This window comes from Streptomyces sp. NPDC051219 (assembly GCF_040682335.1).
Taxonomy (GTDB): Bacteria; Actinomycetota; Actinomycetes; order Streptomycetales; family Streptomycetaceae; genus Streptomyces.
In genome coordinates this window covers 157452-165559 of the sequence record NZ_JBFBAS010000016.1, presented here as the reverse complement: position 1 = coordinate 165559, position 8108 = coordinate 157452, and the positions used below count along the sequence as shown (strand labels likewise).

8 protein-coding genes and 1 tRNA gene are annotated in these 8108 nt (G+C 68.3%); 2 read left to right on the top strand and 7 right to left on the bottom strand.

The genetic code is table 11. The features are described from left to right. Positions 1-490: 490 nt before the first annotated feature. From AB0M62_RS20160 to AB0M62_RS20145, 4 genes are all read right to left on the bottom strand, one after another. Positions 491-916 carry a PIN domain-containing protein gene (locus AB0M62_RS20160; protein WP_366075601.1) on the bottom strand — a complete coding sequence of 142 codons (426 nt, stop codon included), beginning with the start codon at positions 914-916 and terminating at the stop codon, positions 491-493. Next, positions 913-1191: a CopG family transcriptional regulator gene (locus AB0M62_RS20155; RefSeq protein WP_366075600.1), complete on the bottom strand. Its 279-nt coding sequence runs from the start codon at positions 1189-1191 to the stop codon at positions 913-915. Before AB0M62_RS20155 ends, AB0M62_RS20160 begins: the two co-directional genes overlap by 4 nt. 64 nt (positions 1192-1255) lie before the next feature. Then, positions 1256-2149, bottom strand: coding sequence for a phosphorothioated DNA-binding restriction endonuclease (locus AB0M62_RS20150; RefSeq protein ID WP_366075598.1), 894 nt, complete (start codon positions 2147-2149; stop codon positions 1256-1258). After that, positions 2119-2862 carry a hypothetical protein gene (locus tag AB0M62_RS20145; RefSeq protein ID WP_366075597.1) on the bottom strand — a complete coding sequence of 248 codons (744 nt, stop codon included), beginning with the start codon at positions 2860-2862 and terminating at the stop codon, positions 2119-2121. The genes AB0M62_RS20150 and AB0M62_RS20145 overlap by 31 nt, the downstream gene beginning before the upstream one ends. A 324-nt stretch (positions 2863-3186) precedes the next feature. Here AB0M62_RS20145 and AB0M62_RS20140 point away from each other — a divergent pair, with 324 nt between their 5' ends. After that, positions 3187-3384 carry a hypothetical protein gene (locus AB0M62_RS20140; protein WP_366075596.1) on the top strand — a complete coding sequence of 66 codons (198 nt, stop codon included), beginning with the start codon at positions 3187-3189 and terminating at the stop codon, positions 3382-3384. Between the two features lie 586 nt (positions 3385-3970). On the opposite strand, the gene AB0M62_RS20135 is transcribed toward AB0M62_RS20140, so the two are convergent. Together AB0M62_RS20135 and AB0M62_RS20130 are read right to left on the bottom strand one after the other, a co-directional pair. Continuing rightward, a tRNA-Pro gene (locus tag AB0M62_RS20135) sits at positions 3971-4044 on the bottom strand. Positions 4045-4152: 108 nt separating this feature from the next. After that, positions 4153-5091, bottom strand: a complete 939-nt coding sequence (locus AB0M62_RS20130; protein WP_366075595.1) for a metallophosphoesterase — start codon at positions 5089-5091, stop codon at positions 4153-4155. 92 nt (positions 5092-5183) lie between these two features. Here AB0M62_RS20130 and AB0M62_RS20125 point away from each other — a divergent pair, with 92 nt between their 5' ends. Continuing rightward, the gene (locus tag AB0M62_RS20125; protein WP_366075594.1) at positions 5184-5648 is read left to right on the top strand and encodes a GatB/YqeY domain-containing protein; all 465 of its coding nucleotides are present in this window, start codon (positions 5184-5186) and stop codon (positions 5646-5648) included. Positions 5649-5816: 168 nt separating this feature from the next. Here AB0M62_RS20125 and AB0M62_RS20120 read toward each other — a convergent pair whose 3' ends face one another. Beyond that, entirely contained in the window at positions 5817-8075 is a 2259-nt protein-coding gene (locus AB0M62_RS20120; protein WP_366075593.1) for a transglycosylase domain-containing protein, read from the bottom strand. Positions 8076-8108: the final 33 nt, after the last annotated feature.

Genomic DNA, 8108 nt, shown 5'->3' with positions numbered 1-8108 from the left:
ATGTTCGGCACCAAGCTCTATCGACGTCCTCCGGACGGGCACCAGCCCCGATTTTCCCGGCCACGGGGCGGGACCGACAGGGCCCGGGATGACTACCAAACCCGACACCCAACCGTCAGGCCGATGACCCGACTTCACCCAATCAAGTTCAGTTGCCATGATGGACATCCTTCCGGGGCGCAACCCCTGATCTCGGAGATGCCCGTCGAAGCGGATCAAACCCACGTGTCCGCCGGTGCATCGGGCACGATGAGTGCCCACTCCCTCGATACTTCACATGCCAGAACCAGCCCGGCAGGAAGCAATACCGTGCGAATCGGCCGAGACCGGCGTGGCGGACAACCCGCCCAGCCGCCACACGACCTTACTCGGCCAGTCGTTCCGGACTATGCACATCCGATCACGCCAACTGATTCACGAGCTCAGAACAACATATTCGGGTGCCTGGCGGTGGATCCCCAGCGTCCTACTGAGACCGGAGCGGGTCGGGTCACACCTTCTTGACGACGATCGTGTCCGGCACCAGCTTCTCCAGGTCGTCGACGTCCGATGTGAAGACGGTGACCTGTCCCTTCTGCTGTCGCGCGATGACGGCGAGCACGGCGTCGATCGCGTACTTGTGGCCGTGCAACTTGGCGTCGGCCAGGAGTCGGCGTGCCTGGCGGGCCTCGTCCTTCCCGACGTCGACGACCTGGAGCCGGGACAGTACCCAGTCCCAGCGCTGTTCGGTGGTTCTGCCGTCGTACGCCTCGACCAGTGTCATCGGGGACGTCACCACCTCGGCTTCCCCGCGCGCCGCGAGGTCGAGCCAGGCGATCATCTTCCGGTCGCCGCGTACCGCAAGGGACAGGGCTTCACAGTCCAGTACGAAGACACGGAGGGGCCGCTGTCCGTGCTCACCGGTTCGCTTGTTCACGCAGTCTCTCCGGCGTTGTGCTTTCCGGTGGTTCGACGCCGCTCGTGTTCGGCGTCGAGTTCCTCCAGCTTGTCGAGCGCTGCCGCCTGCTCGACCTCAGTGACGGGGCCGTGCTCTTCCTGCAGCCAGTCGACCAGTTCCCGGAGCCGGTCCCGGTCGCGCTTGAAGCGCAGAGCCTCGGCGACGTACGCCGAGAGACCCCGCTCGGCCGCGTCCGCGCGGATCTCGTCCAGGAGATCCTCGGGAATCGTCACCGTTACCTTCTTTGTTGCCATACAAGAGACCATACTCTTGGTATTGCACTCCTTACCAGTGGGTCACGTGATCGATGCTCGGCGATCAGGCGGCCGTGGCGGGGCGTGGGCTGCCGTGGAAGACCTGGCTGGTGTGCCAGGAGCGGTGGATCGCCGCGACGGGGTGGGCACCCGGTTGGGGACCGATGAGCGGGCGGTCGGCGAGCGCTATGACGTGCTCCCGGGCGGCAGGACTCTGGCCGACGAAGCGCTGCGAGACCAGGATGCGGTGACCGTCACCGATGCCGAGGACGCCCTTGTCGAAGAGCTTGTGGTGCAGCGAGCACAGGCACAGTCCGTTTTCGACGTCGTCCGGGCCGTCGAACGCCCACCAGCGCACATGTGCGGCCTCCAGCCCGACCGGCACCGCGCCGATCCTGCCGTCGTAGCCGCAGAAGGCGCACTGGTACTCGTATGCCGTCAGGACCTGCTCCCGCATCCGGGGATCCCGCCGCCTGCGCACGGCCGAGAGCTGTTCGGTCTCCGCCGGCTCCAGCTCCAGGCCGACGGATTCGCACAGATCGCCGTGGAGCGAGGGCGGGAAGTTCAGATCGAGCAGGACCCGTGCCATCCGGCCGAGCAGCGACGGCTCCCGCCGCAGCGCCGCCCTTAGTTCCGGCGTCAGCCGCCCTGCGGCTCCGACGGCCCGCAGCTCCCGCACGCCACTGCCGGGGCTGCCCGGTCCGCCATCGGTGCGCACCTCCCACACGCCGTCGCTCACCAGATGGTGGAACGGGTAGGCGGGCGTCGTTCTGTTGGGTGGGCCGTACTCGGCCAGTAGCCGTCTGAGGTCGTCCTCCACTGCGCTGTACCGCAGTTCACCGTCCGCATCCTGCTGGAACCGGCCGAGCGCGTACAGGAACAGCAGCGGCTTGTGCGGAGCGCGGGTCCCGCTTCTGCTCCACTGCCTCAGCTTCGCGGTGCGCTCCAGCCAGTCCATGACCGGCGATCGTAGTGGTGTTGGGGTGCGGTGGTTTCGAAGGGGCTTGGGGAGCGAGTCGACTCCCAGATGGCGCCCAGACACCCTGCGGCATCAGCCTGGGGCCGCTGGCTTCGTGCCGACGTTGCCCGTTGTGGCCTAACGAGCCGTGCCGAGGCGACTTCGACGTGTCGTATCCAGGTGGCGCCATCGTTCGCGGGTCTGCCGCTCTCCGTCGATCCACTGTGCTCGCGCGGTGTGCTCGGGAAGCGGAAGGCCGGCCATGAAGTGCGCGATTTCGACGTAGTAGGCGTAGCACCGCTCTGCGTAAGTTCGCGCAGGCGGGTGATCGTGGTGGCAAGGTCGTCCTGGGCGTCGAGGGCGGCGTGGTGGAAGCACAGGGCCAGTTGCAGTTTGGCCGCGGCGTAGGAGATGCCGGAAACGTCGATTTCGGCGAGTAGGACGGCTGCCCGGTCGGGCAGGTCGGCGGCGAACCCGGCGTCGCGTACGAGTGTGGCGATGCGAGCGGTCATCTCGGTGGAGCGCAGGCTGAGGCGCGACAGCAGCCGGTCTGCCAGGTCGAGCTCGTCATCGGCCCGAAGCGGGTCAGTGAAGGCGACGGCGAAGGCGAGATGCGCCTGGACCATATCGGTCTCGCCGACCACACCGTGCTCTTCTGCTTCGCTCCGGGCTGCCAGGTAGGCGGCTGCCGCCCGCTCCATGTCACCTTGCACCCACCACACGTCTCCCGGCACCCGATGATGCCGCCCCTCCCAGCCCAGCCTCCCTGTGGCTTCGACCGCAGTCGGGAAGTCTCCGGACAATCGGCTCAGGTGTGCCGGACCGCGTCGAGCGGCAGAAGCCAGCCGACCGTCGGCGGAGGCGACGTGCTCCATGCCCTGGCGTGAATCGTCGGTCAGTCCGAGGTCCCGCTGGGCCTTCGTCAGGTAGTACGTGGCCAGTTCGCGGCTCTCACGGAGGTCTGCGCCGCGGGCACGGCTAATGCTGCCGACTCCGCGAGGAAACGATGGGCGCAGGGGCAACGAGCCGCAGCCCGTTTGAATCTTCGGTACGCGGTCGCAGTCGTCCGCGTCGCAAGCTTCAGCGCAGTCCTGGCTGGGTTCATCGCGGGGTTCTTCGGATTCCTGGCCATCGGTAAGAAGGCCGCGGACCGGGCCCACGACGCTCGCGAACTCGCCGAGTCCGAGATCGCCAAGACGCGCTCCGCGCTGGGGGAGACCATCGACGGGGGATGATCTCGCTCCCACGCCGTGCCGAAGTCTCCGCGGGCACGGTGGTGATCACACGGCTGCGCGCCAGGCCGGATCCGGTTCCACTCGGTCTCGTCCTCGCCAGTCACCCTGAGCAGGCCGAGGAAGAAGTCCCCGCCCGCCCGCTGTACTTCAGGTGGTATCCCTCGGGAGCACACTGCCGCGCTGCGTCGAAAGCCCTGCGGTAGCGTGCCCGCGCCTCGTCGTTGGGGTTCGGGATCCGGAGGAACCGCCTAGCCTGCTGTACCTCCGCGATCAAAGCGGCGCCGACTTCCGCCGGCGACGGCCGTGGGGACTTCGCTGCGCGCTGCGGCGCCGGCTCCGTCTTGGGCGAGGCGTGGCTTGCTCCCGCGGGGGAGGAGCCGGTCGTGCCTTTGGCTCGGAAACCCTCGAACGCCGCTCGCGCGGAGCCGGTTCCGGCCGGTCCGGGTGGTGGCCGTGCTCCAGGTGGAAGCGTCCCGCGTCGGTGATCTCCGCAGTCGGCTCCCAAATGGCTCCCAAAATGGGCCCGCGAAGCAAATCAGGCCCGGCGCTGATCTCTCAGCACCGGGCCTGACCTGGTGTTTCTCTGTCGGGGTGGCGGGATTTGAACCCACGACCTCTTCGTCCCGAACGAAGCGCGCTGCCAAGCTGCGCTACACCCCGATCGTCGCCACTCGTCGCGGCGACATCGATTACTTTAGCGGACCGACGGCCGGAGACGAAATCCGGTTTTCGCGAGGCCGCAGGCCAGGGGGCCCCGTCCGGCCGGGGTCAGTCGCGGGCGGTCAGCGTGAGGAGCGTCGCCTCCGGTGGGCAGGCGAAGCGGACGGGCGTGTAGCGGTTCGTGCCGCAGCCCGCCGAGACGTGGAGGTACGAGCGGTTGCCGGCGGCCCGGTGGGTGGAGAGGCCCTTGACCCGGTCCGTGTCGAGGTCGCAGTTCGTGACGAACGCCCCGTAGAAGGGAAGGCACAGCTGCCCGCCGTGCGTGTGGCCGGCCAGAATCAGCGGGTAGCCGTCCGCGGTGAACGCGTCGAGCGTGCGCAGGTACGGCGCGTGGACGACCGCGAGGGACAGGTCGGCGCCGCTCTCCGGGCCGCCCGCCACCCGCTCGTACCGGTCCCGCTTGATGTGCGGATCGTCGAGGCCGGTGAAGGCGATCTCGTACCCGTCGATCTTGAGCGTGCCGCGGGCATTGCTGAGGCCCAGCCAGCCCGCGGCGTCGAAGGCCTCGCGCAGCCCCTCCCACGGGTTGTGGACGACGTCGACGGCGGGCGCGTTGCCGTTCAGACCGTGGCGGCCCTGGGCCTTCTCGATCAGGTAGCGGGCCGGGTTGCGCAGCTTGGGGCCGTAGTAGTCGTTGGAGCCGAAGACGTACACACCGGGAAACTCCATGAGCGGCCCGAGCGCGTCGAGCACCTCCGGCACGCCCTCCGGGTCGGACAGGTTGTCTCCGGTGTTGACGACGAAGTCGGGGCGCAGCCCGGCCAGCGACTGGAGCCACCGCCGCTTTTTTTGCTGCCCGCTGACCATGTGGATGTCGGAGACCTGCAGGACGCGCAGCGGGCGCATGCCCTGCTGGAGTACCGGAACGGTGATTCGCCTGAGTCTGAAGGACCGGGCCTCGAAGCCGGCGGCGTAGGCGAGACCGGCCGCGCCGACTGCCGCGATTCCTGCGGTGATTTTCAGGGGGGCTCCGAAGCGTGCGCGCATGCGCCCATCGTCGCAGACGGCGGTACGCGCAGTCCGCGCCCCTGGGGAAACTGACAGGCGTTCGTCCGCGGCCACCTGCAACACTGGGGCCCATGACCACGCTCAAGTCCAAGCTGCAGGAAGACCTCACCGCGTCGATCAGGGCGCGCGACGAGCTGCGCTCCGCGACGCTCCGACTGACACTCTCCGCGATCACCAAGGAGGAGGTCGCGGGTAAGTCGGCACGCGTGCTGTCCGACGACGAGGTGCAGAAGGTGATCGCCCGCGAAGCGAAGAAGCGCCGTGAGGCGGCCGAGGCATTCGCCCAGGGCGGCCGACCCGAGCAGGCGGAGCGGGAGAAGGCGGAGGGCGTGATCCTCGCCGAGTACCTGCCCAAGCAGCTGTCGGACGAGGAGCTGACCGCGATCGTCACCCAGGCCGTCGAGGAGGCCAAGGCGGCGGGCGCCGAGGGGCCCCGCGCGATGGGGGCGGTCATGAAGATCGTGAACCCGAAGGTGGCGGGCCAGGCCGAGGGCGGCCGGGTGGCCGCCGTGGTGAAGAAGCTGCTCGTCGGCTGAGCACTGACGGCCGGCCGGGAGACACGGGACTGCGGAGCCCGGGCAGGTACTCGCGATGTAGCAGATAAATGGAGGGGGGCACCCGGCGGGCGCCGGGTGCCCCCCTCTGCATACGCGCCCAGGTGAGCCTCTGCATAACCGCCCGTGTCTCGCCGCGGCTTTCGGGGCTTACGGCCCGTTGCCGCCGCCGTCCTGGCCACCGTTCGTCTGGCCACGGTTCTGGCCGCCGCCGATCAGGTCCGGCGGGAACGAGATTCCCGGCCAGGGGTTCTGGCCACCGTTCCCGCCGCCGCCCGGCCGGCCGGGCCTGCCCGGCTTGTCGTCTTCGGGCCGCTCCTCGTCCTCGCGGTCGTCCTCCCGCGGTGCGTCGGGGATGTGGACGGTGTTGAAGGAGGGAGCGGGCTTGCCCTCCAGCGCGCCGCTCACCGCGTCCTTCCAGATCGGGCCGGGGACCTGACCGCCGAAGACCTTGCCGTGGTACCGGCCGCCGATGGTGATGTTCTCCATCTCCACCTGCTGGCTGGCGCTGCCGACCCAGACCGCTCCGGAGATGTTCGGTGTGTAGCCGACGAACCAGGCGTTCTTGCGCTCGTCCGTCGTACCCGTCTTGCCGGCGCTGTCCCGGCTGCCCAGGCCGGCCTGCTCACCGGTACCGGAGTCGATCACGCCGCGCAGCAGGGTGTTGACCGTGTCGGCGGTCTGCTCCGACATGGCCCGCGAGCAGTGGGACTTCGGCACCGCCAGACTGTCGCCGTTGGCGGTCTGGATGGACACGATGGCGATCGGCGTGCAGTACGTGCCGCGGTTGGCGAAGGCTGCGTACGCGTTGGCCATCGTCAGCGGCGAGATACCCGTCGAGCCGAGGGAGAGCGAGGAGGGCACCTCCGGCAGCTTGCTGCCGTCGCCCTGGACGACGCCCAGCTTGTCGGTCATCTCGATGACCGGGCACATGCCGGTCCGCTCGAGCATCTGCACGAAGTAGGTGTTGACCGACTTGGCCGTCGCCTCCTTCATGGCGTACGGCCCGACCTCGGACTCGTTCTCGTTCTCCACGGTGAAGCCGCCGTTGTTGACCCACGGCCTGCCGCTGCACGTCTGCACGGAGGCCGGGTAACGCATCTCGTACGGCGCCGGGAAGGTCTGTGTCGGCGGCATGCCGCCTTCGACGGCCGCCGCGGCCAGGAAGGGCTTGAAGGTCGAGCCGGTCGGGAAGCCGTAGTTCGAGCCGCCCATCCGCTTGTTCACCGAGTAGTTGATCTGGGTCTCGTTGTTCCCGAAGCCGTACGGCTTGGACTGGCCCATCCCGAGGATCCGGCCGCTGCCGGGCTCGACCAGCGTCACCGCCGCGGCGACCTTGTCCCGCTGGTAGACGTGCTTCTTCACCGAAGCCTGGACCGACTCCTGGGCCTGCGGGTCGAGCGTCGTACGGATCGTCAGGCCGCCACGGTTCCAGATCTTGGCCCGCTCCTCCTTGGTCTTCCCGAAGACGGAGTCGTTGAGGAAGACCTCGCGTACGTAGTCGCAGAAGAAGCCGGCCCCGCTGACCGCGGTGATGCAGCCGTTCTTCGGCTTGCTCACCTTCAGCCGGATCGGTTTCTCCTTGGCCCGGTCGGCCTCGATCTGCGAGATGTCGCGGACATCGGCCATGCGCTGCAGCACGATGTTGCGCCGCTTCGTGGCCTCTTCGGTGTCGTTGACCGGGTCGTAGCGGCTCGGCGACTGGACGATCCCGGCCAGCAGCGCGGCCTCCTCCAGCGTCAGGTCCTTGGCGGGCTTGGTGAAGTAGCGCTGCGCCGCGGACTGGATTCCGTACGCCTGCTGCCCGAAGAACGTGATGTTGAGGTAGTTCTCGAGGATCTTCTTCTTACCGAGCTCTTCCTCGACCTGGATCGCGTACTTCAGCTCGCGGATCTTGCGGCCGAGGCTCTTCTGCTGTGCTTCGGCGACCTTGGTCGGGTCGTCACCCGCCTCCTCGACGAAGACGTTCTTCACGTACTGCTGAGTGAGGGTGGAGGCGCCCTGTGCGGCGACTCCCGACTGCGCGTTGCGGTTGAGCGCGCGCAGGATGCCCTTCAGGTCGATTGCGCCGTGCTCGTAGAAGCGCGCGTCCTCGACCGCGACGATCGCCTTCTGCATGTACGGCGAGACGTTCTTCAGCGGCACGACCTGGCGGTCGCGCGAGTAGACGGTCGCGATCTGACCGCCCTTGGCGTCGAGGATCGTGGTGCGCTGACTCAGGGGCGGTGTCTTGAGGTTGGCCGGGATCTCGTCGAATCCCTCGACGGTGCCCTTGGCCGCGAGGCCGAGTGCTCCGGCCGCCGGCAGCGCGATGCCGGCCAGCACGATTCCGGAGAGCACAGCGACACCGAGGAACTTTGCGGCCTGCTGGGTCCCGGTAAGACCTCCGCCCGAGCGCGTGTTTGCCATGGAGGGCAGCCTACGTTCTCATTCGCCGGACAC

What these genes read in the sequence shown, in the direction of transcription:
- AB0M62_RS20155 (WP_366075600.1), bottom strand. Translation starts at nt 1,191, where the DNA reads ATGGCAACAAAGAAGGTAACGGTGACGATTCCCGAGGATCTCCTGGAC.
- AB0M62_RS20120 (WP_366075593.1), bottom strand. Translation starts at nt 8,075, where the DNA reads ATGGCAAACACGCGCTCGGGCGGAGGTCTTACCGGGACCCAGCAGGCC.
- AB0M62_RS20150 (WP_366075598.1), bottom strand. Translation starts at nt 2,149, where the DNA reads ATGGACTGGCTGGAGCGCACCGCGAAGCTGAGGCAGTGGAGCAGAAGC.
- AB0M62_RS20130 (WP_366075595.1), bottom strand. Translation starts at nt 5,091, where the DNA reads ATGCGCGCACGCTTCGGAGCCCCCCTGAAAATCACCGCAGGAATCGCG.
- AB0M62_RS20125 (WP_366075594.1), top strand. Translation starts at nt 5,184, where the DNA reads ATGACCACGCTCAAGTCCAAGCTGCAGGAAGACCTCACCGCGTCGATC.